Genomic DNA, 22,809 nt, shown 5'->3' with positions numbered 1-22,809 from the left:
TTCCAGAATTCCGGTGAGCCACACCAAGTGACCACCCAATTAGGTTTCAGTATAACAGATTTAGTTGAACGCCTACGGATTAATTCCTAGATTTCTCTTGATAGGCTGCCACCCCCTGAACCAGGCGCGCCAGTCCATCTTCAAGCACCGCGCGCGGATAGGCCAGGTTTAACCGCAAAAAAGCTTTCCCTGGTTCCCCATAAACTGCCCCCGGCGTTAAAATCAACCCCGTCGTTTGGCGCAAAAATTCCGCTAAGGGCTGAGTATCTCGCGTCACCTGTCGGCAGTCCAACCAGGCCAAATAAGTCGCCTGCGCCGGGACCACCTGGATTTGACTGGCCAGTTGAGTTGCAATCAGTTGTTCCACCCAAGCGCGATTCGTTTTTAAATAGGCCAATAATTCATGCAGCCAGGCTTGGCCTTGCGTATAAGCCGCAATCGTAGCAGGAATGGCGGCTAAATTAACCGCCGTTAACCCATCATTTTGCAGTCCCTGCCGGATTACCGCGCGTAAATCGGCATTCGGAATCAAAAGGACCGCTGCATGAATGGAGGCAACGTTAAACGTCTTACTTGGGGAAACCGCCACGATGACTTGTTGCAATAATGAAGTGGGCAAGCTGAAGAATGGCACATAGCCGGTTTCATTAAAGGTAATGTCGCCATGGATTTCGTCCGCAAAAATCTTAACGTGATATTTACCGCTCAATTCCGCCAAGCGGATCAGGTCTGCTTGGGACCAAATTTGTCCGGTCGGATTATGCGGATTACACAAAATCAGCAACCGCGTCCGTTGATCCGCCAGTTTAGTTTCCAAGTCTCTCCAGTCAATTGAATAGCTTTGCGTCGTTGGATCATAATTTAGGTCACTGGAAACCACTTGACGACCATTATCGCGGATGGTTTGAAAAAACATATTGTAAACGGGCGCTTGCAGGAGAACTTGGTCACCGGGATTCGTGACACGGCGAATGACGGAAGCTAACGCCGGGATCACCCCACTGGCATATTGCATCCACTCAATTTGAGGGCGACAGCCGTGTTCATTGGCATACCAGTCTGCCACAGCTTGATAATAGGTGACCGGAACCGTCTCATAACCAAAGATCCCCGTGGCTACTTTCGCTTGCAAGGCCGCCACGATGGCAGGGGCGGTTGGAAAATCCATGTCGGCAATCGACAAGGGCAATTCATTCGGCCCAACCGTCCACTTGGCAGAATTAGTCGCCCGCCGATTAATAATTTGATCAAAGTTCATCATAATCCTCCTTCCAAAAGCTTTCTGCTCGCTTCCAGTTTAACAGGTTTTGAAAACGCTTTTAAAGGCTTTTTTCTTTCCTTTTGGGGATTAAGTTCGGTATAATGCGCCTATACTTCATTATAGAAAGGAATTCAACATGGCAACTGACTTACCAAGCTACCAAAGTGAGGTCTTATCCCTCACTCATGTCGCAAACGACTACTATGAATTAAAGGTTAAAATTCCTGCGGGTCTCCATTGGCAAAGCGGCCAGTATATTCGACTGGGCCTGCCAACCAAAGCCGTAACCGACCAAAAAAAGGTTCGCGCCCTTTCGCCCGCTGCCCCAGAAGAAGCTGGCTACTTGCAGTTAGCCACCCGGACCCGGCAAACGCCCAGCAGCTTTAAAACCCAGCTCTTGGAGTTGCAACCAGGTGAAGCCGTGACCATCTATGGTCCGTTAGGCAATTTTACCTTGCCCACTCTTGATCATCCATTGGTCATGTTCGCAAGCGGGGTTGGTATCACACCATTGCGCGCCTTAATTCAAGACGCCCTGAGCCAAAAGACCACCAACCCAATTGAATTGATTTTCACGGCCCATGATTACCACCTCTACCAAGCTGATTTCGAAGCGTGGGCCGCCCAACATGCTAATTTCCACTTGCACATTGTAAAAAATCGTCAGGCAGCCCAAGCCGCTTTGTTAGCAACTACCCAACACTACGGCAACACTGCCGATTATTTCCTCTCTGGCAGTGAAACCGTCGTCGACGCGGTCCAAACCTTCTTAACAACTACAGGCGCAATTAACGCCGATCAAATCCACCGCGATGTCCTCTACGGCTACTAGCAACGTAAAAAGCGATGATGAATTTTGGCTTCATCATCGCTTTTTTACTTTAAATCAAGCCTCGCTTAACCAATTCTTCCGCGTTTTGAACGGCATTCAAAGCCGCCCCTTTGAGCAGGTTATCGGCGACGATCCACATGTTAAAGGCACCTGGATTTTCATAATCCGGCCGGATCCGACCGACAAAAGTATCCCCTTTACCTTCAGCTTGCAGTGGTTGGGGGTAGACTTGGTTGGCTAAATCATCTTGCACAACTACCCCTGGGGCTTGGGCCAAGACCGCCCGAATTTGTTCAGCCGTAGCCGTTTCATCTTCTACCGTAAAGTAGACGGATTCCCCGTGACCAATTGCCACTGGCACCCGGACACAAGTGGCCGTTACCTTAACGGCTGGTGAATTCATGTCGCCAAACATGATCTTCTTGGTTTCATGAATCATCTTCCATTCTTCATGCGAGTACCCGTTTTCTTCTAAGACATCGATTTGCGGCAACAAATTAAAGGCCAAGGGATAGTGGCGCTTATCCCCTTTCGTTGGCAGAATTTCCGCCTGCATTTCTTCGCCATTTAAGTAGGCTTGGGCTTGGGCCTTAAATTCATTTAATGCGCTTTGGCCCGCTCCGGAGGCTGCCTGATAAGTCGACACAATCACTTGCTTTAAACCAAAGGCCTGTCGAATTGGTTCCAAGGCCACAACCATTTGAATGGTTGAACAATTCGGGTTGGCAATAATCCCCTGGTGGTGGGCCAAGGCCTCGGGATTAACTTCAGGAACCACTAATGGTACTGTTGGGTCCATCCGGAAATAACTGGTGTTATCCACACAAACCGCTCCCCGCTTAACTGCTTCGGGTAAGAACCGCTTTGACGTGGCACCGCCAGCCGAACTCAATACCAAGTCCACCCCCTCAAAAGAAGCCGGGGTGGTTTCTTCAACCGTCAGCATCTGATCCCGAAATTGCATTTGCTTCCCCGCTGACCGGGCCGATGCTAATAACTTTACTTGCTTGACTGGAATCGAGGACGCTGCCAATTGTTCAATCATCCGGTGCCCAACCGCGCCGGTTGCCCCTAGAATTGCTACTACATATTCCTTTGCCATAATTGTCTCCTTTTGCTTCACTCGTTTTGCTAATCACTTTAATTTTGGGCCGCCATAAAGGCTTGGATGCGCGCCATGGCCACTTTAATATCGGCTTCATCAGCGGCGTATGACAACCGGACGTACCCTTCACCGCCAGGACCAAAGACGCTACCAGGAATTACCCCGACCCGCGCTTGCTTGGCCAAGACCCGCGCAAAGGCAAAATCATCATCGCCATATTGAGCAGGAATCTTGGCAAACAGGTAGAAGGCCCCCTCAGGGGTTGCCATTTCAAAGCCAGCCGCCGTGAGCGCTTCGATCATTAAGTTCCGGCGGTGCTCGTATTCCTGCCGGAACTTGACGGGATCGTCCTGGCCATTTTCAATTGCCTCGAGTGCAGCAGCTTGGGCTGTATCATTAATGCACGTCACTAAAAACGAATGCATCTTAGCAATTTGCTGAACCAACGCGGCCGGGCCCGCGAGATACCCAATCCGCCACCCCGTCATCGCGTGTGACTTAGACAGCCCCGAAATCAACACCGTTTGCTCAGGCAAGGCTTCAACCATCGAGTAATGGCGATGATCATACGTCAAATCCCCATAGATTTCATCCGCCAAGACCAAAAGATGGTACTGTTTAGCCACTGCGGCCAAGGCAGCTAATTCAGCTTGCTGATAAGTTCGGCCCGTTGGATTGACCGGGAAATTTAACAGCAGGGCCTTTACTGGCGCGTTGGCCTCAATGACAGCGGCTAACTTTTCCGGCGTCAAAACAAACCCATCCGCCCGGGTATTAACTTCCACGGGTTGGGCGCCCGTGTAGGCAACTAACGGTTGATACAAGGCATAACCTGGGGTGGGAATAATTACTTTATCGCCAGGATTCAGTAAACTTAACAGGCTTGCCGTTAAGGCTTCGGTCGCCCCATTAGTTACAACCACCTCACCATCCGGTTGGTAATCAACCCCATAGCGTTGTTTTAAATTGGTTGCAATAGCTTGCCGCAGTGGCAATTTCCCGGCTGCTGCCGCATAGTGCGAATCATTATCGTGAATACTTTGGATGGCGGCTTGTTTAATGTGCGTCGGGACATCAAAACCCGGCTCACCTAAAGTTAATTTAACTAGCTCTGGTACGGCCGAAATTTCTTGGTCAAACGCGCGAATTTGCGCTGGTGGCGTTTGTTGTAAAATCCGGTTTCCCATCCCGTGTAGTGCGTGTGCTAATTGTGGCATGCTGTAACCCCTTTTTATTTCATTACAAAATCGTTTCTAGTCCAAAGACCAACTCGTTTAAATCAGCCGCCTTTTCTAGGGCAACTTTGACCCCACTCATAAATGAAGAACGGTCAAACGAATCCTGACGAATGGTCAAGGCTTCGCCGGGACCCCCGAACAAAACTTGTTCATGGGCAACGTACCCTGGTAAGCGAACCGCGTGAACTGCCACACCATCGACTTGCGCGCCCAACGCCCCAGGGACACTTTCCTGACTGCTGTGGGGACGGGGATGACTGGTCCGCGCGGCAGCAATCATTTGGGCGGTAGTCAGCGCCGTCCCGGACGGGGCATCCTTTTTATCTTCGTGGTGCATCTCAATTACTTCTGCATCCGGGAAATAGGTGGCCGCTTCCTTAGCAAACTTCATTAATAAGACCGCACTCATACCAAAGTTGGGAGCAATCAAACCACCTTGCCCATTTTGCTTCGCCAAATCTTGCAATTCTGCAACATCAGCCGGACTCAAGCCCGTCGTCCCGACAATCGGGGTAAAGCCATGCGTTAACGCATAGGTTACGTTTCCTTTCACCGCTCCGGGCACGGTAAAATCTAGCCAAATATCAGCCACGCCAGCTTCGACTTCCGCTAATGAATGATAACGTTTGGCACCCGCTGGCAATTCCGTCGGGGCATCATGTGGCGCCAAACCAGCGGTAACTTCAAAATCAGCCATTCCATTGACTAAAGCCGTCGCATACCGGCCCATCGCCCCAGTATAACCAGCAATTAAAACCTTAGGCATCCAAATCACCTCCTAGATCCAACGGTAGCTGATCAGTTAAAGCGCTGGCTGGAAGTTGCAACGCCGTAGCCAATTCTTGTTTCTCTGCGTCATTTAACGTTACGATTGGCAAGCGACATCCCCCAACCGCAAAACCTTGCGCATTTAAAACGGCCTTCACTGGTGATGGGGAAGGATACATAAAGAGCGCCGCCATGCGGGGCGTCAACCAACGTTGCAATTGACCTGCCTTGGCCACATCACCTTGCGCTAAGGCATCGTACATGGCCCGCAACTGGGTGATGTAAACATGCCCCGCAACAGAGATAACCCCGGCACCGCCTAAGACTTTCGTAACCAAGGCTTGTTCATCTTCACCAGAGAAAATTGCAAAATCTGCCGGTGCCTGTTCGATTAAAGCTTGCATTTCTGGGAGACTGGCACATTGCTTAACCCCGACAATTTGGGGATGTTGCGCCAATTGTAATAAGGTCGCTACTTCCATCTTAACGCCCGTCCGACCCGGGATATTGTAAATCATAATTGGCAAATCAACCGCATCAGCAACTGCTGTGAAGTGGGCCAGCATCCCCCGTTGGTTCGGCTTATTATACGGCGGAACCACTACCAAAGCGGCATCAATCCCATCAATGGTCGCCACTTCGTTTGTAAAGGCAATCGTTTCGGCAGTATTGTTGCTGCCAGTCCCGGCAATGACGGGAACGCGCCCCGCCACTAAAGCACCAAAGTGCCGATACAAGGCTAACTTTTCGTCATGTGACAAGGTCGGCGTTTCGCCCGTCGTTCCCCCAATCACAAACCCATTGGCACCATTTGCCAATAAATGTTCCGTCAGTTGGTCTAACGCTGGGTAATTAATTTCATTTGCTTCCGTGAACGGGGTGACAATTGCCACCATTAAATCTGCTGCTTTTAAATCCATCGTTGTGCCTCCCTTATTTGGCCGTTACTTCATAGTTTTGTTGCATACGGGCAGTTAAGAAACCCGTAATCGCGGTTACCCCTGCCTGAATCGCCTTTTCCTGTGGGGCTAATTTGGCCGAGTGTAATTGCGCATTACAATCGACCCCCAGCCAAAACATCGTCCCCGGAAATTTCGCCAATAAATAGCCAAAGTCTTCCCCTGTCATTGCCGGCGCCGTTTCAACATAATTGACGGCTGGCGCTGATCGCATATATTCAATCAAGTGCTTCGTCAAAGCTGGGTTGTTTTCAACCGGCCAGTAGCCACCTTGGTTTAAAGTCAGCTTGACCTTAACCCCAAATGCCGTCTCTAAACCTTGACACAAGGCTTTTAAGCGCTCATCAATGGTCAGAATCATGGCTTGGGTCAGCCCCCGAATCGTCCCTTCTAAGCGGGCGTGATCAGCAATCACATTACGAATCGTTCCTGCTTGCACCTTACCAATTGTCACCACCCCACTTTGGATGGGATCCACGTTGCGGGCCACAATTGTTTGAATTTGAGTAATCAGGGTGCCCATCGCCACCACCGCATCATTGGCCTGATGAGGAAAGGCCGCGTGCCCGCCAACCCCTTCGATTTCAATATTAAATTCAGTGGTCCCTGCAAACAAAGTCCCTAAGCGACAACCAATTGCACCGGCCGGTAGCTCAGGATTGTCATGCAAGCCGTAGAATTCATCCGGTCGCCACTGACCGGTAAAAACCCCCGCTTCATACGCCAATTTACCACCGTTTTCACTTTCTTCAGCTGGTTGAAAGAAAAAGAGCAGATTATCTTGGGGCCGGTGACTGGCAAAGTAACTTAAGACGCCCAACGCCACTGTCATGTGCACGTCGTGACCACAAGCGTGCATCACCCCTGGGTGCTTAGAAGCATATGGTAAGCCGGTGGCCTCAGTGACTGGCAAAGCATCAATATCGGCACGGTAACCAATTGTCCGGCGGGGCGCCGTTCCCTTGATCAAAACCAAGAGGGCCGTTGGCAACTCAGCCGGGGTCTTAAGCTCCATGAAGGGCGTCGCCAACTGTTCAATTACCGAGCGAAGATAGGCATGGGTCTGAACTTCTTGCAAGGCCAATTCCGGAATTTGGTGCAAATGACGGCGAATCTGAATTAATTCTGCTTCTGTTAAACTCATTTAATCACAACTTTCTTAAATCAGCTTCTAACCCCGTCTTACTGGACGTTTGTTCATCAACATCTTTGATCACCCGGGCCGGGACCCCAGCCACTACTTTGCCCGCTGGGACGTCTTCAACTACGACCGCCCCGGCCGCGACAACCGCTCCTTTTCCAATGTGAACCCCTTCGATCACAACGGCATTGGCACCAATCAAGACATCATCATCAACCCGGACTGGTTGCGCACTAGCTGGTTCCACTACCCCAGCCAAGACCGTCCCGGCACCAATGTGGCAGTTCTTACCGACGATGGCCCGACCACCAAGGATCGCTCCCATATCAATCATTGAACCGGCACCAACTTCGGCGCCAATATTAATGGTCGCTCCCATCATCACAACGGCATTATCACCAATCACAACTTGATCCCGAATAATGGCGCCGGGTTCAATCCGGGCGTTGACTTCCTTTAAGTCCAACAACGGCACTGCCGAATTGCGGGCATTGTTTTCAACCCGCACCCCAGTAAAGACCGTTTCATGCGCAGCCAAGAATGGCTTGATTACTTGCCAATCCCCAAACAAGACCCCGCTGTGCGCTTCCACAAACGGTTCAGTGCCCGCAGGATAATCCAGGGCCGTTAAGTTCGCTCCCTTGAGGTAAACCTTGACGGGCGTCTTCTTTTCTGCTGTTGCGATGTAATTAATAATTGCTTGTGCATCTAAAGTTGCCATTTTATCCTCCAATATAATAGGTAATAATTATGCTCGGTAGTCTAAATCATTTTGAACCAGGTCCGCGTAGCTTTCCCGCTTCACCACCAGTTGGCTCTGACCATTTTCAGCAAATACGACGGCCGGCCGCGGGTTCCGGTTATAATTTGAAGCCATCGAGAAACCATAGGCCCCGGTTGCCAGCATTGCCAAGACGTCGCCAGGAACGGTCTTCGGTAAAGCTTGGTGTTGACTCAAAATATCCCCAGACTCACAATACTTCCCTGCAATGCGCACCGTTTCTTCTGCTGGGGCTTGGGGGGCCTTAGCCAACACTGTTTCATATTCCGCTTGGTATAAAGCCGGCCGGATGTTATCACCCATCCCCCCGTCAACTGACACAAACGGGGCGTAACCAGGAATTTCCTTGCGACTGCCCACCGTGTAAAGATTAAAACCGGCTGGCCCCACTAGTGACCGCCCAGGTTCAATCCAAATCGCCGGCATTGGCAAGTTAGCGGCCTGGGTCGCCTTTTGGATCTCGCTGACAATTGTGGCCACAAATTGTTCGGGAGCTTTGGGATGATCAGCACTGACGTACCGAATTCCAAAGCCGCCCCCAACATTGACAATCGTTGGTACATAATCAAACTTAGTTTGCCAGTGCTTAGCCACTTCAACTAGTTTCTGTGCCACCCCCGCAAAACCTTGCACGTCAAAGATTTGGGAGCCAATGTGGGCATGCAAACCCATTACTTTGAAGTGCGAATCCGCTAACAGAGCCTGAATTGCTTGATCCGCTTGCCCTGAGGCCAGATCAAAACCAAATTTGGAATCAACCTGACCGGTTTGAATATATTCGTTGGTGTGGGCGGTAATGCCTGGGGTAATCCGCACCATGACCTTTTGCATGACATTTCGTTCCGTTAATAATGTTTTCAACAATTCAATTTCATGAAAATTGTCAACGACAATCATGCCGACCCCAGCATCCAGTGCTTGTTCCAATTCGGCCCGGGATTTATTATTACCATGAAAACTGACCCTGGCCATTGGAAATCCTGCGGTTTGCGCAGTATAAATTTCACCACCAGACACCACATCCGCGTGCGCACCTTCGGCTTGCATCACCTGGTAGATCGCTTTGATCGACAGCGCCTTGCTGGCAAAAGAAACGGCGTACTCAACTCCTGCGGCTTCAAACACCTGCTTAAAGCGCCGAATTTGTTCCCGAATTTTTGCCACATCGTAGACGACCAATGGGGTTTGATATTGCTTTGCTAACGCTAAACTATCAACCCCACCAATTTCTAAATGGCCGGCTGCATTCACTGCTAGTGGTTGCGTTGTTTGTTGCATTGAAATCCTCCCGTTTCTGCAGGCACTTAAAAAGCCCCAAAGTGGGTGCACTTCGGGGCTTACCAAGTTTGGGTTCCTTGAATAAAGTCGATAGCGCACCGCAGGCTCTTATTGTCCTACGACAGTCCGACGCATCTTCTGCGCCGACCCAGCTGATCATTTAATTCTCATCCATGATCGCTTCGGCAACCTCCCCTTTCGCAATTCTTCCTCGTTGAGAAAAACTCCAAATCGTTACTCTTGTTGGCTGCGCCTCTTCGATTTACTGGTAGTTTATAATTATTTGGCGACGACGTCAAGTCTTTTTTAATTTCGTTTTAATTTCATCGTTTTTCTACTATTGTTTGAACCTGTTTCTGACTCGTTAGTACAACGTTTTATCTGCACTTTTTACTTGTCAGACCGAAAAATAGTGTTAGAATTCTATTAAAATATTTTCGGTTAATTACCAAGGAGTGCATAATTATGAAAGTCATTAAATTCGGTGGCAGTTCGTTGGCAAACGGAGCAGCTGTCGCACAAGCGGTCCGCATTATCCAAGCCGATCCGGCCCGGCAAGTAATCGTTACGTCCGCCCCGGGCAAACGTCATCACGACGATACCAAGGTCACGGATCTGTTGATTCAATACGCGCAAAGCGTCCAAAACCAGCAAAATTCTCAAGCCATCATCAAGGAAATTTTTGACCGTTACCAAGCCATTGCCGCGCACTTTAATTTACCCGCAAGCGCCTTAACGCCCATTAAAGGCGCGTTAAATGAGTTGCCAAACGGTGATTATCCAACGGCTGCTTACCGCCTCGCAACCTTTAAGGCGCATGGTGAACGCTTAAACGCGCAGTTGTTGGCTGCCATTTTAAATCACCTGGGACTTAAGGCCCGGTTTGTTGATCCTAAAGAAATTGGGATTATGGTTACGGGGACCCCTAATAACGCCATGGTGGCCCCAGAAACTTATCACTTACTGGCAGACTTTCAGTTAGCTCCAGATGAGCGAATCGTCGTTCCTGGGTTCTTTGGGTTTACCATGGCCGGCTACATTGCCACCTTTTCACGGGGTGGCTCTGACGTTACCGGCGCTATTTTAGCCCGCGGCTTAGGGGCCGAACGTTACGAAAATTTTACTGACGTTGACGCCATTTTTTCCGTCGATCCAAAGTTAGTTGCCGCCCCAGCGCCGATTAAAGTGATGACCTACCGGGAAATGCGCGAGCTGTCTTACGCTGGTTTCTCCGTCTTCCACGATGAAGCACTGCTCCCAGCCATCGCCGCCCGCGTACCAATTAACGTCAAGAATACATTGGCTCCGGATAAGCCTGGGACCATGATCGTAACCGATCGTGATTTTACCCCGACCCGGCCCATTACCGGGATCGCCGCTGGCAAGCACTTTGCTGCCCTTTATTTGCATAAATACTTGCTAAACAAGGAAGCTGGCTTCACCCTGCAAATCTTAAAAATTTTGGATGCTCACGAAGTCCCATACGAGCATATGCCATCGGGCATTGATGACATTACCATTGTCTTTGATCAACATCACCTAACCCCAGAATTAGTCGATGAAATTTGTGATGAAATTCAAACCACCATTAATCCCGACCGCTTAGAATGGATTAATGAATTTGCACTGATTACCATCGTTGGAGAAGGCATGGCAAGCTCGCCAACAATTCCGGCCGAAATTTTAGCAACCCTGGCGCACGAAAAAATCGCCGTACAAATGATTAACCAGGGAGCCTCAAAAATTGCGACCATGATTGGCACCGATCCAGCGGATTGTGATCGGGCGGTGCAAGTTATCTATAATCATTTTTTTAACTAAGAAAGGAATTTTATTTATGGCCCAGTTGTTAAAAGTCCACGGTTCGTTTAACCATTTTTTCTTGCTTGATCAAACCACCCTCCCAACCCCTCTGAGTGATCCCGCCTTGATTCGCTTAGCCCAGCATTTGACCGATCCAGGTAATGGTTTTTTACATGGGGCCGATGGGTTATTAGTGGTCAATCGTTCCGAGCATCCCGGTGTGCTGGGGCAAATGCGGGTGATTAACGCCGATGGTAGTGAAGCTTCTATGTGTGGCAATGGTTTACGGACGGTAGCGCGTTACTTAAGCGAAAAGACCGGCCAAACCAACTTTAAGGTCGAGACTCGGCAGGCTGACTTAGCAGTTCGCAAAGAAACGGACTTTGCCACCCAAGTCCCCGCTTTTGCAGTTGAAATTTCACCCGTCCGTTTCAATGCCGCTGCCCTGCCCTTTACTAATTTGGGGCGTGAACGCATCATCGATGATCTAGTACCAGAACTTGCGCCCGGGCTCCGCTTCACTAGCCTAGCCGTCCCTAATCCTCATCTCATCGCATTTGGCGATGAAGCATTATTAACCGGCCCCTTAATGGGGGAATTAGGGGCCTTTTTAAATCAACCGAATCCGTACTATCCCGATGGCGTTAACTTAAATTTTGCCAAAATTTTGGGCGAAGACGAACTGTTTGTTCGGACTTATGAAAGAGGAGTCGGCTTCACCAATGCTTGTGGGACGGGGATGTCGGCAACGAGCTTGGCTTTTGCCCTCACCCACCCAACCTTAGGCCACTTCGAGACGCCAATTACCGTCTATAACCCGGGGGGCTTGGTGAAAACTTTATTACACTCAGTCCACCACCATTACCAAATCGAATTAATTGGCAATGCCACTGTTACTCACCAATTAGAAATTGCTGACGACTTGTTAGCTGCTGCCAACTTTACCACCGACCAAGTCGTCGTTACCGAAACCGGTGAAGACGCTGCTTATCAGCAATTTGTTGCTACCCTACCGACCCCGGTTAAAGTCGCGGTTAAGGACTAAGTGCAACAATCTAAAAAATAAGACCAAGCCCGCAAAAACAGGCTTGGTCTTTATTTTTTAATGCTCAGTAAAGCAAAGCCGTTTAATGGCTTCAGCATAAATATCCATGGTTTGATACATACTTTCTAATGGCCATTGTTCATTTGCTTGGTGCATATAGTCAGGCACCCCCGGCAACATTGCCCCAAACGCTACACAGTTATGCATTGTCCGGGCAAATGTCGCTCCGCCAGAAATTTGCGGTGGCGTTTGATCCCCCGTCTTTTCTTGGTAAACTGCCATCAAAGTTTGCACCAACGGCGTTTCCTTCGGCACAAAGAGGGGCGCCAAATAGTCAAAATGCTCATACTTAAGTTCGTATGGGGCAATCTTAGCCGTTAAATCCGCAATTAATTGATCGCGATCAATCGTCACTGGAATCCGCAGATCGATTTGTAACCGCGTTTCTTTAGCATTCACTTCCAAACTGGAAATGTTAAACGTCAGTTGCCCCGATTCATCCGCAACCCGCCCCAAAACGTTGGCCCCGGTCGCATCTTCCTTAAAGACTTGTCCTAAGAAATGTAGCGGGGCAAAATCAAAGACTTCATCCAAGGCAATTGCTAACCGGAGGACCGCATTCGTTCCTTGTGGGGCGTTCATGGCGTGGACGGATTTTCCTAAGACCGTTAATTTGTCAGCCGTGGCTTCGAAGGCGAAATGGTGTCGTTCTAACGCTGCTTGCACCTCGGCCAAACGTGGTCCCGTATATTCGGCTTTAGCCGGCACGGCATTAAAGGCATTCTCCATATGCAGGGTAAACTGATCCGTCCCCGGGCCTACTAAATAGGATTGTTGTAATCCTTTTTCCGCGTAAGTTAACGGAAACTCAGAATCCGGGGCAATCCCGGCATCAATCGGCACTTCTTTTTCGTTATATTTCGCAATGCCACGCCACAAAATTTCTTCATCGGTCCCAAAAATAAAGCGAATCTTTTGCTTCAACTGATAACCCGCGTCCAACAATGCCTTCACGGCATAGAGGGCCGCAATCGTCGGTCCCTTATCATCTTGCGCTCCCCGACCAATAATCTTACCATCACGAATAACTGGCTCAAACGGATCCGTGTCCCAAGCTGCTAAATCTCCTGCCGGGACCGTGTCCAAGTGCCCAACGACACCAAAAATCGGCCCTTGTTCACCAATTTCGGCGTAGCCATAGTACCCATCTGGATCAGCATAAGTCCGAAACCCCAGCCGTTGGCATAACGCCATCATCTGGTCTAACGCTTGGCGAATTCCCGGGCCAAATGGCGCCCCCGGGGCCGCTGGTTGATTAGCTGAAGGTTGCGCAATCAATTCCTTCAACGCTGCCACTGCCTGCACTTTAATCGCTTCTGTGATTACTGTTTCTGTCATCCTTACCACCTACTTACAAAACCGCTGCAATACCTAAGAAGACACAAACTGCCAAGAATAAGTAGAGCATTAATTTAGCCATCCACTTCCACCAAGTACTGATGTTAATGTGGGCAATTGCCAGGGCGCCCATTACCACCCCAGACGTTGGGGTAATTAAGTTCACCCAACCCGAACCAGCTTGGTAAGCAGTAATTACCAAATCACTGGAAACGTGAGCAAAGTGCCCCAGCGGCCCAATAATCCCCATCGTAGCCGCGGCTAAACCGGACGTGGATGGGATCAAGAAGGACATCAAGATGTAGAACACAAAGGTCAGAATAATAAAGATGCTTTGCGAAAGGCTGGATAAGCCCATTTCACCCCAGTGCAAAATCGTCCCAGTAATTAACCCGTTATTCATAACAACTTGAATCCCCCGAGCGACCGCCACGATAATGGCAACACTCATAAATTCGGCCATCCCGTTAATAAAGGCTTCAATGTAGTCAGCTTCCTTCATGCGGTAAACAAACATGACAATCACCGACATCAAGAAGAACAGCATCGTGATTTCGTTAAAGTACCAAGTCCCCAACGGCACGGCATCCTTTCCGAAAACCGTCCCTAAGACTGGGGTCGTCGTAATCCACTTATTCAGACTGTTAAAGAAAGTGAACTTACTGTTGAGACTTTCCCATGGCACCAAGCCCAGGATCATAATCAAAAATGTAATCCCAAAAATCCAAATAACTGCTTTTTGCCGCCCAGTCATGGTTTCTTCATCTTGCGTCCGTTCTGGAATCGCAAAACGCTTTAAATCTTCTTCTCGTTGGTTGTAAAGAATTGATTTTGTCGGATCCTTTTCAATCTTGGAAGCATAGTGGTAAACATAGGCAATACTGATGCCGATCGTAATAATCAATAATAGAATCCGGGATAGCAGCCCATTCCCTGGCGAAATATGCAAGGTTTGGGAAGCCACCCCCGTTGCAAACGGGTTAACCGTCGAGGCCAAGCACCCAACTTGCGAACCAATCAATACAATCCCGACAGCGACCATCGAGTCAAAGCCAACCCCAATCATAACTGGAATCAGCAATGGATAAAAGGCAATCGTTTCTTCGGCCATCCCGTAGGTCGAGCCACCTAACGCGAACAGGATCATCAAGAGCGGAATTAATTTCTTTTCCTTGCCCTTGTACTTGCGGACAATGCTGCTGATCCCTTCGTCTAGTGCCCGGGTCTTGTTAACAACCCCTAAGAAGCCCCCAATTACCAGGATAAACAGCGAAACTGAAATCGCACCATCGGTATTGTCGTCCCCGACCATCCCGATCACAGGTGCCATAAAAATATCCCAGAGTCCCTGGGGATTTGACTTGACCGTTCGGTAAGTATGGGCAATGATGTTGCCCGCACTATCAGTTGAATACTTCCCGGCCGGAATAAACCATGATAACATCGCGACCAGAACAATAATGATGAACAAAATCGTAAAGGCCGATGGCATTTTAAACTTACGTTTCTTAACTGCTTTATCCATGTTCCTCACCTCTTCTTTGATCATTTATTTACAATTTAATTATACCCGAGTTGAAAAACGCTTTCAATTACAAAAAATAATATTTAAAATGTTATTAGAACTGGATTAAAAAATGGTGGCTAGAAACTAATAGCCACCATGACAAGTTTTCAAACTTAAAGATCAATAATGTTGCTTTTAACGATTGCTAGAACGCCAAATGCTCATGATTAAACGCATCCTGAACCAACTTGCCCAGCAACTTAAGTGCCTCCCGCTGACTAAGGTGCGCCATTTGTTCATTAATCGTGGTCAAATACGCTGGCCATTCCCCAGCTGCGTGCGAAGTCGCATCCGCTTGGTGTTGCAATGCTCGACATTGCGCCCCCACGGTTTCTTCAAATTGTTCAACCAGCGGCGCAACGGCCTGGTACCGATGATCCCCTAATGCTGCCAAGGTGTTGGTTAACCAATACATATTAAGGGGGTCATAATCCTGATTTGTCTGGGCATATGGCACCGGGGTGTCATTCACGTTGGCATAAAACGGGACCACCGCATTAAAAGTATTGGGGCCAAACGCCAACCAATGAATACCTGCCAGAGCGGCGGGAACATGATTGCGTAACTGTAAAATATGCAATTCCAGGTTCCGATTTAAAGCAATCGGCCGGAACTGTTTGCCCGCTGCACCCCCATAGGGATCGTAGACCGTGTTTTGGTAATGTGAGCTCAAGACTTGCTTGATCTTTTCGACCGTCAATAGTTGCGTTGGCCGGCACCAAAAGGGCTGATCCATTTCAGTCGGGGCCGTGGCTGGCGCTCCGCCCAATAATTTTTGGCCATACCAGGTCCGCGGATTATTATAGCGGGCATCTTGCATCGTCTGACTACCAAAAATATGACGCAGGTTATAACCCTCGCGATCCGGATTAAGGTGATGCTCGTCGATAAAGGATTGCAGGTCGGCGCTGGCTAACGTCGTTTCACTGGCAAAATCAAAATCCGTAATATTGAAGCGGTTTGGAGCAAGCACGTAAGCATCATCAGGGATTCGCACCGCCGCCCAGTGATGGCCCCCGATTGTTTCCAAGTACCAAACCTCATCTTGATCACTAAAAGCAATCCCATTGGCTTCATACGTCCCATAGGTTTCGAGTAAGTGTCCCAAGCGTTGCACCCCTTCGCGGGCAGTATGAATGTATGGTAAAACCAAGGTGATAAAATCTTCTTCGCCAATCCCACTCACGGGATTAAATGGATCCAATCCCCGTACTCGCGCGTTGGTGGTACTAGTCTCCGTTGCCGTCATGGCAACATTGGCGGCATTAATCCCCGCTGCTCCAAACACCCCCGCCGAATCATCGGCATCCGGGGTCGACGTGTAGCGCAACGGATTATCGGGTAAGTCAATCGTAAAACTGGTGGTTTTGGCCGCATAATGGCGTGGCTGGTCACTGGGCTTGACAACCACAAACCGTTGTGGATTCAGCGCCTGACCATAATCTTCTTGCCGGGCAATAATGGTTGAACCATCAATTGTGGCGGCTTTCCCAGCTAGTAAAGTTGTACAAGGCATTTAAAACTCCCCCATTAATTTCTTTGGTGACTATCATAACATTTTTACCACACTATTCAATCACTTGGTGAATCAGTGGTGGAACGGTGGCCGCTGAACCAATTGTGATGCTAGCTGCTAACCGCGCCTTTACTTCCGTCAGGTCCGTTTGGTTCGCATGAATGGTCAGCAAGGGCTCGCCTGCTTTCACCTCATCGCCAAGCTTTTTGTGCAGTTCAATGCCGACGCCATAATCCAGTTGGTCATCGGCTTTTTGCCGGCCGCCACCAAGCATCAGCGCGGCAATACCAATGCCGTCAGCGCTCAAGCTCGTGATCACCCCACTTTGCGGGGCGGAAACGACAACTTGATACTTGGCATGAGGCATCAGCGCATAGTCGGTAACTACTTGACCGTTGCCACCTTGCGCTTCAATCATTGCTTTAAACTTGGCCAAGGCACTACCATCAGTTAACGTCGCTGCTAGCATTTCCCGGCCCTGGGCTAGGGTGGTGGCCTTTCCTCCCATCACCACCATGTGACTGCCCAAGGTTAATACTAACTCCAAAAGTTCTGCGGGCCCATGTCCTTTTAATAAGTCCAACGTTTCTTCAATTTCGAGCGCATTCCCGACCTTATTGCCCAGTGGTTGATTCATATCGGAAATAATTGCTTTGCAGACTAACCCTGCCTGCCGACCGATTTGTACTAACGCCGTCGCCAACTCTTTGGCTGCGGACTCGTCCTTCATAAAGGCCCCGGCACCCGTTTTAACATCAATCACCAAGGCATCGGTCCCTGAAGCAATCTTCTTACTCATAATCGAACTGGCAATCAGCGGAATTGAATCAACCGTATCAGTTACGTCCCGTAAAGCATAAATGCGCTTATCAGCCGGTGCCACCTCACCAGTAGCACCAATAATTGCTACTCCCGTAGTCTTTACTTGGTTAATAAAAGCCGCTTCGCTACGGGCAACCTGAAATCCGGGGATTGCCTCCAACTTGTCTAGCGTGCCACCAGTATGGCCTAAGCCCCGCCCAGATATCATGGGGACGGGAATGCCTAGGGCTGCCACCATCGCAGCCAAAGGTAAACTTGTTTTATCCCCAACGCCACCGGTGGAATGTTTGTCCACTTTCACTCCCGGAATCGCACTTAAGTCCAAATGATCCCCTGAGTTCATCATTGCCATGGTTAACGTGGTTTGTTCTTCTGAAGTCATTCCCTGAAAATAAATTGCCATCAATAGCGCTGAAATTTGATAATCCGGGATGGTATGTGTAACAACTCCCTCAACAAAAAAATTAATTTCAGCCGGCGTCAAAACTTGCCCTTGCCGTTTATGATCAATTACTTCCACCATTCGCATTAGCGATCCCCTCCTTATTTGAATCCGCTTACATTATAAAATTAATTTGGGGCGAAGTCAAAGTTACGATTATAAAAGAAAAAGAGTTGATGAGCATTCAGCTCCTCATCAACTCTGCAACACCACACTAGGCTGCCGTAATTCTTATTTTCGCCGGAACCCGGCTGCGCGACCCGGTCCCATGATTTCATCAACTAATCGGTAGCGAAGGGCTAAATAGCCAAACACGGCGATCCCGATCGCCATCCCCGGTAACAACGCAAAGAAGGCCATATAGCGACCATGCGGATCCACTATCAGGTTCATTCCTAACATTACAATTTTTACCGCAGCAAACATGATCAACGAATACGCTAAAATCTGGTTCGTTGGTTTCGCCATCCGATTAAAACGTAAGGTAAATTCCATATTGAAGGAATGTAAGATCAAATAATTGATTACCGACATCGCGATCCCCGTTGCTAACAGCGGCCCCATTCCCTTTAAAAACATGACCAGTGGAACTTGCAAAATTAATTTTAAACCAATTCCAATCGCCAAAAATTTCATCATTTTTTTATTTTCCGAGAGGCCTTGCATCATGGCCGCCCCAACGGTATACAGCCCGAGCGGTATAGCCATAAATGAAGCAAACTCTAAAATTGTCACCCCAGCCGCATCGTAGCGATAAAAAACGGTATACACTTGTTGGGCCACCGCCGCCATCCCTAAGGAGGCCGGAATCATCACAAAGTAGAACAACAACAGCCCATTTTCGATCTGATCTCGCATACTTTGCTGGTCATTTTGGGCCCGCGCCATCGCCATTAATGGGATCGCGGTTGCGGCCATGGCCGAAGCCAGGGAAATCACAATCATGTATAGCTTATTGGCGTTAAAAGCAAAGAGCGCATAAATCGTGTTGATTTCGTAGTTGGAAAAACCGCCCATCAACGTCAGAATCCGTTTAAATGAATACTGATCAATTAATTGAAAGATGGCGATCCCGGCTTCAATCACAATAAACGGAATCGATTGGTAAATGATTTTAAAAATCAATTTTCGGGTCTGGACACTTTGGTCTTGCTTGCCCGCCGCGGCTAAACGACGCATGTACCCCAAGCGGCGCAAATAAGCTGCCCCGAGCACCAAGATTGCTCCCAAGGCCCCAATAAAGGCTGCAAAAGTGGACTGGGTCACGGCTTGCACCCAGTGGGTCGGTTGGAGTTTCATGATAAAGTACGTCGCTGCCAACATGTAAACAACCCGAAACAGCTGTTCAATAAATTGGGAGAGTGCCGATGGGGCCATCCAATTATAACCTTGCAAAAAGCCCCGGGTAATACTCATTGGCGGAATTACCAAAACGGCCCAGGCCAAAGACTGAATGACCGGCGTCACATTGGCATCCCCATTATTCAAGAGATTCGCCCCAAACAGCATTACGGTCGCGCAAACAATTCCCATCGCCATTGAAACATACATTCCGGACCGATAGAGCCGTCGACTCACCTCATATTCATCAATCCCATTGTAGTGGGCAACCAATTTTGAGATCGCGGACGGAATCCCCGCCGTAGCAATGGTCAAGGCCATGCTGTAAATATTGTACCCTTGGGCATAGAGGGCATTGGCTTGGGTACTGTACGCCCCTAGCCACGTCGTCCACGGAATAATGTAGATTGCCCCTAAAATCCGCGACGTAATGCTGCCAGCCGTCATCCAAGCCGAACCACTCAGCATCTTCGCTTTGGCATCGTTAGTGGATGACGCCGTTACTTGCTCATCTTCGCGCATGCTCTGCTGATCCTCTTTTCATCATATTAACTTATCCATTTTAGCTTGATTAACTGACCGATGCAATTTGTTTTAACATTGTCACCAGAAATTAATATTCATCCAAGTCCGTCGTAATCAGCTCTATTCGGGCTTCAGGGGTATTAAGCAATGACGCCAAAGTTGTCGGCTCCGAGGGGGCGGGGACGGGTTCATGATGGCTTTCTAAGTCAATGATCACAATCGCCAAGCCCAGTTGGGCCCGCATTAAAGCTTGGTAGTAATCGGCATCCACCACATCCGCCGCCGGTAAATCCGGAAAGTGGACCCGGGTTTGTTGGGCCCCTTGTTCAACAATCGCTGGGTAGGTAACTAAACTGTGTTCCACTATTTTTTCCTCCAAAAAAGCGGGGCTGGAAGAAAACTCAGTTTTCTCCCAGCCGCCGGTTTGCTTTTTAAATGTAAGCCAGATAATGCAGAAGAGCTCTGTTGCCGAGCCGCTAAGGCCGGCGGGATAGCAAGACTGCCGTTACACTTTCTAGGGATTATTTAACCACGATGTTAACAATCCGGTTAGGAATCACGATGACTTTCTTGATTTCCTTGCCAGTTGTAAACTTCTGGACGTGTTCATCCGCCAAAGCCATTTGCTCAGCCGTTGCTTGATCGGCATCCTTTGGCATCGTCAACTTTGCCCGCACCTTACCGTTGACCTGAACAATCATTTCCACGTTCGCTTCAACCAGCTTGCTCTCATCATAAGTTGGCCAAGCTTGGTACGTGATGGTTTCTTCATGCCCCAACTTTTGCCATAATTCTTCGGCCACGTGCGGCATGAGTGGCGAAATCATCTTGACTAACCCTTCCATGTACTCAACTGGTAAGTCATCAACCTTATAAGCCTCATTCACAAAGACCATTAACTGGGAAATCGCCGTGTTAAAGTGCAAGCGTTCGTAATCAGCGGTTACTTTCTTAACCGTTTGGTGGTAAACCTTATCCAGTTTGCCATCGTTAATGGTGGAAACCCGATCACGCAAGTGGTTATTTTCATCAATCAACAAGCGCCAAACCCGGTGAACCCATTTGTTGGCACCGTGCAGGCCTTTTTCATCCCACGGCACACTTTCTTCCAGTGGTCCCATAAACATTTCGTACAGCCGTAACGTGTCCGCCCCGTATTCAGCCACGATGTCATCGGGATTAACCACATTGCCTTTCGACTTGGACATCTTTTCGTGGTTGGAACCCAAAATCATTCCTTGGTTAACCAACTTCATAAATGGTTCTGGTGTTGGGACCACCCCTAAATCATAGAGGAACTTGTGCCAGAAGCGAGCATACAGCAAGTGCAACACCGCGTGCTCAGCTCCCCCAACGTACAAGTCAACTGGGGACCAGTATTCCAACGCTTCTTTTGACGCAAAGGCTTGCTCGTTGGTTGGATCCGTATACCGCAACCAGTACCACGAAGAGCCCGCCCATTGCGGCATCGTATTAGTGTCCCGTAACCCGTGACGACCGTTTTCGTCGTAAACGTTGACCCACTCTTCAATGTTGGCTAATGGACTTTCCCCCGTACCAGAAGGCTTAATATCGTCCGTATCTGGCAAGGTCAGCGGTAATTCATCTTCCGGTACCAAGGAAGTCGTCCCATCATCCCAGTGAATAACCGGAATTGGTTCCCCCCAGTAGCGTTGCCGTGAGAAGATCCAATCCCGCAGCCGGTAGTTGACCTTCTTTTGACCCGCTCCGTTGGCTTCCAGCCATTCCAGCATCTTCGTCTTCGCGGCCTCAATCGTTAAGCCATCTAAGAAGGCGGAGTTAACGTGCTCACCATCACCCGTGTAGGCCCCTTCAGTCAGGTCACCCCCAGCTAAAACTCGCTTGATTGGCAAATCAAACTTCTTGGCGAATTCCCAATCACGTTCATCATGCGCCGGCACGGCCATTACCGCCCCGGTCCCGTATGAGGCTAATACATAGTCTGAGATCCAGATTGGCAGCTTTGCTCCGTTAACCGGATTGATCGCATAAGCACCAGTGAAGACCCCCGTCTTATCCTTGTTCAAATCAGTCCGTTCCAAGTCTGAACGCCGCGAAGCCGCTTCTTGATAAGCTTTCACCGCCGCCTTTTGTTCGGGCGTCGTAATTTCATCAACCAAGTCCAATTCAGGGGCCAAGGTCACGTAAGACGCCCCAAACAAGGTATCACAACGGGTTGTAAAGACTTCAATTTGTTTGTCTTCTTGACCAGCTACCTTAAAGTAGACGGCTGCCCCAACGGACCGCCCAATCCAATTGCGTTGCATTTCCTTAACGCTTTCTGGCCAGTCGACCAAATCCAGGTCGTCAATTAAGCGATCTGCGTAAGCCGTGATCTTCAAAACCCATTGCCGCATTGGCACCCGGTAAACCGGGTAACCGCCCCGTTCCGTCTTACCATCGATCACTTCTTCATTGGCCACCACGGTCCCCCCCATAAAATCGGGAGCCCAGTTAACCATGATTTCGTCTTCGTATGCTAAGCCCTTCTTGTAAAGTTGCTCAAAAATCCATTGGGTCCACTTATAGTATTTTGGATCCGTAGTATTCACTTCCCGATCCCAATCATAGGAAAAACCTAAGGATTGGATTTGATCGCGGAAATGATCAATATTTTGGTTTGTGAACCCCTTAGGATTGTGCCCCGTCTTTAAAGCATACTGCTCGGCTGGCAAACCAAAGGCATCAAACCCCATGGGGTGCAAAACATTGTACCCTTGCATCCGCTTAAAGCGGGCCATGGCATCGGTTGCGGTGTAACCTTCCGGGTGCCCAACGTGCAGCCCTTGCCCGGATGGATACGGGAACATATCCAAGGCATAGTACTTCTTTTGGCCGGGGTTGGCCGTTGCCTTAAATGTCTTATTTTGTTGCCAATAACGTTGCCACTTTTTTTCAATTTCTAAGTGATCGTATCCCATAACCTTTACTCCTTTATCCTGATTGCTTCGTTTGCGGCCGGCCTA

18 protein-coding genes and 1 riboswitch are annotated in these 22,809 nt (G+C 49.1%); of the genes, 3 read left to right on the top strand and 15 right to left on the bottom strand.

Annotated features, from left to right (window positions below; genetic code table 11):
- Positions 1 to 79: 79 nt before the first annotated feature.
- Positions 80 to 1,261 carry a MalY/PatB family protein gene (locus BN54_RS01310; protein WP_040469678.1) on the bottom strand — a complete coding sequence of 394 codons (1,182 nt, stop codon included), beginning with the start codon at positions 1,259 to 1,261 and terminating at the stop codon, positions 80 to 82.
- A gap of 136 nt (positions 1,262 to 1,397) precedes the next feature.
- Here BN54_RS01310 and BN54_RS01305 point away from each other — a divergent pair, with 136 nt between their 5' ends.
- Positions 1,398 to 2,093, top strand: a complete 696-nt coding sequence (locus tag BN54_RS01305) for an FAD-dependent oxidoreductase (protein WP_019205319.1) — start codon at positions 1,398 to 1,400, stop codon at positions 2,091 to 2,093.
- A gap of 49 nt (positions 2,094 to 2,142) precedes the next feature.
- Here the strand turns inward: BN54_RS01305 and BN54_RS01300 are convergent, their stop codons facing one another.
- Genes BN54_RS01300 through lysA form a run of 7 tightly spaced genes read right to left on the bottom strand, consistent with a single transcriptional unit; the run spans position 2,143 to position 9,363 of the window.
- Positions 2,143 to 3,195: an aspartate-semialdehyde dehydrogenase gene (locus BN54_RS01300; RefSeq protein ID WP_019205318.1), complete on the bottom strand. Its 1,053-nt coding sequence runs from the start codon at positions 3,193 to 3,195 to the stop codon at positions 2,143 to 2,145.
- A gap of 38 nt (positions 3,196 to 3,233) precedes the next feature.
- Positions 3,234 to 4,415, bottom strand: coding sequence for an aminotransferase class I/II-fold pyridoxal phosphate-dependent enzyme (locus BN54_RS01295; protein ID WP_019205317.1), 1,182 nt, complete (start codon positions 4,413 to 4,415; stop codon positions 3,234 to 3,236).
- Between the two features lie 22 nt (positions 4,416 to 4,437).
- On the bottom strand, positions 4,438 to 5,202 hold the full coding sequence (dapB, locus tag BN54_RS01290; protein WP_019205316.1) for a 4-hydroxy-tetrahydrodipicolinate reductase: 765 nt from the start codon (positions 5,200 to 5,202) through the stop codon (positions 4,438 to 4,440).
- Positions 5,195 to 6,124: a 4-hydroxy-tetrahydrodipicolinate synthase gene (gene dapA / locus BN54_RS01285; protein WP_019205315.1), complete on the bottom strand. Its 930-nt coding sequence runs from the start codon at positions 6,122 to 6,124 to the stop codon at positions 5,195 to 5,197. Before dapA ends, dapB begins: the two co-directional genes overlap by 8 nt.
- 13 nt (positions 6,125 to 6,137) lie before the next feature.
- On the bottom strand, positions 6,138 to 7,307 hold the full coding sequence (locus tag BN54_RS01280; protein WP_019205314.1) for an N-acetyldiaminopimelate deacetylase: 1,170 nt from the start codon (positions 7,305 to 7,307) through the stop codon (positions 6,138 to 6,140).
- A 4-nt stretch (positions 7,308 to 7,311) separates the two neighbouring features.
- The gene (gene dapD, locus BN54_RS01275; RefSeq protein ID WP_019205313.1) at positions 7,312 to 8,025 is read right to left on the bottom strand and encodes a 2,3,4,5-tetrahydropyridine-2,6-dicarboxylate N-acetyltransferase; all 714 of its coding nucleotides are present in this window, start codon (positions 8,023 to 8,025) and stop codon (positions 7,312 to 7,314) included.
- 27 nt (positions 8,026 to 8,052) lie between these two features.
- Positions 8,053 to 9,363, bottom strand: coding sequence for a diaminopimelate decarboxylase (lysA, locus tag BN54_RS01270; RefSeq protein ID WP_019205312.1), 1,311 nt, complete (start codon positions 9,361 to 9,363; stop codon positions 8,053 to 8,055).
- A gap of 82 nt (positions 9,364 to 9,445) precedes the next feature.
- Positions 9,446 to 9,629: riboswitch (Lysine riboswitch) on the bottom strand.
- Positions 9,630 to 9,828: 199 nt separating this feature from the next.
- On the opposite strand from lysA, the gene BN54_RS01265 reads away from it, so the two are divergent.
- Both BN54_RS01265 and dapF read left to right on the top strand, forming a co-directional pair.
- Positions 9,829 to 11,184, top strand: a complete 1,356-nt coding sequence (locus tag BN54_RS01265) for an aspartate kinase (protein ID WP_019205311.1) — start codon at positions 9,829 to 9,831, stop codon at positions 11,182 to 11,184.
- A gap of 16 nt (positions 11,185 to 11,200) precedes the next feature.
- Positions 11,201 to 12,211, top strand: coding sequence for a diaminopimelate epimerase (dapF, locus tag BN54_RS01260; protein WP_019205310.1), 1,011 nt, complete (start codon positions 11,201 to 11,203; stop codon positions 12,209 to 12,211).
- A gap of 57 nt (positions 12,212 to 12,268) precedes the next feature.
- Here dapF and BN54_RS01255 read toward each other — a convergent pair whose 3' ends face one another.
- From BN54_RS01255 to leuS, 7 genes are all read right to left on the bottom strand, one after another.
- Positions 12,269 to 13,609 carry a M20 family metallopeptidase gene (locus BN54_RS01255; protein WP_040469676.1) on the bottom strand — a complete coding sequence of 447 codons (1,341 nt, stop codon included), beginning with the start codon at positions 13,607 to 13,609 and terminating at the stop codon, positions 12,269 to 12,271.
- 13 nt (positions 13,610 to 13,622) lie between these two features.
- Positions 13,623 to 15,134 carry a YfcC family protein gene (locus BN54_RS01250; protein WP_019205308.1) on the bottom strand — a complete coding sequence of 504 codons (1,512 nt, stop codon included), beginning with the start codon at positions 15,132 to 15,134 and terminating at the stop codon, positions 13,623 to 13,625.
- Between the two features lie 187 nt (positions 15,135 to 15,321).
- On the bottom strand, positions 15,322 to 16,692 hold the full coding sequence (locus BN54_RS01245; protein WP_019205307.1) for a C69 family dipeptidase: 1,371 nt from the start codon (positions 16,690 to 16,692) through the stop codon (positions 15,322 to 15,324).
- 52 nt (positions 16,693 to 16,744) lie between these two features.
- Entirely contained in the window at positions 16,745 to 18,043 is a 1,299-nt protein-coding gene (locus BN54_RS01240; RefSeq protein ID WP_019205306.1) for a pyrimidine-nucleoside phosphorylase, read from the bottom strand.
- 144 nt (positions 18,044 to 18,187) lie between these two features.
- The gene (locus BN54_RS01235; RefSeq protein WP_019205305.1) at positions 18,188 to 19,819 is read right to left on the bottom strand and encodes a putative polysaccharide biosynthesis protein; all 1,632 of its coding nucleotides are present in this window, start codon (positions 19,817 to 19,819) and stop codon (positions 18,188 to 18,190) included.
- Positions 19,820 to 19,910: 91 nt separating this feature from the next.
- Positions 19,911 to 20,186, bottom strand: coding sequence for a hypothetical protein (locus tag BN54_RS01230; protein ID WP_019205304.1), 276 nt, complete (start codon positions 20,184 to 20,186; stop codon positions 19,911 to 19,913).
- A gap of 157 nt (positions 20,187 to 20,343) precedes the next feature.
- Entirely contained in the window at positions 20,344 to 22,764 is a 2,421-nt protein-coding gene (leuS, locus tag BN54_RS01225; RefSeq protein WP_019205303.1) for a leucine--tRNA ligase, read from the bottom strand.
- Positions 22,765 to 22,809: the final 45 nt, after the last annotated feature.

Origin of the sequence: Limosilactobacillus ingluviei str. Autruche 4 (assembly GCF_000312405.1) — a bacterium.
Classification (GTDB): Bacteria; Bacillota; Bacilli; order Lactobacillales; family Lactobacillaceae; genus Limosilactobacillus; species Limosilactobacillus ingluviei.
This window is presented reverse-complemented; position numbering and strand designations above follow the sequence as displayed.

Excerpts from the sequence above, each read along its gene's own strand:
- BN54_RS01310 (WP_040469678.1), bottom strand. The coding sequence starts at position 1,261 with ATGATGAACTTTGATCAAATTATTAATCGGCGGGCGACTAATTCTGCC.
- BN54_RS01305 (WP_019205319.1), top strand. The coding sequence starts at position 1,398 with ATGGCAACTGACTTACCAAGCTACCAAAGTGAGGTCTTATCCCTCACT.
- BN54_RS01300 (WP_019205318.1), bottom strand. The coding sequence starts at position 3,195 with ATGGCAAAGGAATATGTAGTAGCAATTCTAGGGGCAACCGGCGCGGTT.
- BN54_RS01295 (WP_019205317.1), bottom strand. The coding sequence starts at position 4,415 with ATGCCACAATTAGCACACGCACTACACGGGATGGGAAACCGGATTTTA.
- dapB (WP_019205316.1), bottom strand. The coding sequence starts at position 5,202 with ATGCCTAAGGTTTTAATTGCTGGTTATACTGGGGCGATGGGCCGGTAT.
- dapA (WP_019205315.1), bottom strand. The coding sequence starts at position 6,124 with ATGGATTTAAAAGCAGCAGATTTAATGGTGGCAATTGTCACCCCGTTC.
- BN54_RS01280 (WP_019205314.1), bottom strand. The coding sequence starts at position 7,307 with ATGAGTTTAACAGAAGCAGAATTAATTCAGATTCGCCGTCATTTGCAC.
- dapD (WP_019205313.1), bottom strand. The coding sequence starts at position 8,025 with ATGGCAACTTTAGATGCACAAGCAATTATTAATTACATCGCAACAGCA.
- lysA (WP_019205312.1), bottom strand. The coding sequence starts at position 9,363 with ATGCAACAAACAACGCAACCACTAGCAGTGAATGCAGCCGGCCATTTA.
- BN54_RS01265 (WP_019205311.1), top strand. The coding sequence starts at position 9,829 with ATGAAAGTCATTAAATTCGGTGGCAGTTCGTTGGCAAACGGAGCAGCT.
- dapF (WP_019205310.1), top strand. The coding sequence starts at position 11,201 with ATGGCCCAGTTGTTAAAAGTCCACGGTTCGTTTAACCATTTTTTCTTG.
- BN54_RS01255 (WP_040469676.1), bottom strand. The coding sequence starts at position 13,609 with ATGACAGAAACAGTAATCACAGAAGCGATTAAAGTGCAGGCAGTGGCA.
- BN54_RS01250 (WP_019205308.1), bottom strand. The coding sequence starts at position 15,134 with ATGGATAAAGCAGTTAAGAAACGTAAGTTTAAAATGCCATCGGCCTTT.
- BN54_RS01245 (WP_019205307.1), bottom strand. The coding sequence starts at position 16,692 with ATGCCTTGTACAACTTTACTAGCTGGGAAAGCCGCCACAATTGATGGT.
- BN54_RS01240 (WP_019205306.1), bottom strand. The coding sequence starts at position 18,043 with ATGCGAATGGTGGAAGTAATTGATCATAAACGGCAAGGGCAAGTTTTG.
- BN54_RS01235 (WP_019205305.1), bottom strand. The coding sequence starts at position 19,819 with ATGCGCGAAGATGAGCAAGTAACGGCGTCATCCACTAACGATGCCAAA.
- leuS (WP_019205303.1), bottom strand. The coding sequence starts at position 22,764 with ATGGGATACGATCACTTAGAAATTGAAAAAAAGTGGCAACGTTATTGG.